Source organism: Streptosporangium amethystogenes (assembly GCF_000721075.1).
Lineage (GTDB): Bacteria > Actinomycetota > Actinomycetes > Streptosporangiales > Streptosporangiaceae > Streptosporangium > Streptosporangium amethystogenes.
The window spans coordinates 1-398 of record NZ_JOEQ01000164.1 but is presented as its reverse complement, the minus strand read 5'-3'; the positions used below and the strand labels follow the sequence as shown (position 1 = coordinate 398).

The 398-nt window shown below is 68.1% G+C and carries 1 protein-coding gene; it reads left to right on the top strand.

Going from position 1 to position 398, the window contains the following annotated elements:
* Positions 1–398, top strand: a 398-nt coding sequence (locus IG98_RS46275; protein WP_157594915.1) for an AMP-binding protein, incomplete at both ends; no start/stop codon positions are given.

Below are 398 nucleotides of genomic sequence, written 5' to 3'. Positions count from 1 at the left end.
GGGGTGGGGATTCCGGATTTGCGGTTGTATGTGTTGGATGAGTTTTTGCGGCCGGTGCCGGTGGGTGTGGTGGGGGAGTTGTATGTGGCGGGTCCGGGGTTGGCGCGGGGTTATCTGGGTCGGGCGGGGTTGACGGCGGAGCGGTTTGTGGCGTGTCCGTTCGATGGTTCCGGTGGGCGGATGTATCGGTCGGGGGATGTGGTGCGGTGGGGTCGGGGTGGGGGATTGGAGTATGTGGGGCGGGCTGATCAGCAGGTGAAGGTGCGGGGTTTCCGGATCGAGTTGGGGGAGGTGGAGGCGGTGTTGGCGGCGCATCCGCTGGTGGCGGATGTGGCGGTGGTGGTGCGGGAGGACCGGCCGGGGGATCGGCGGCTGGTGGCGTACGTGGTGGAGGCCGC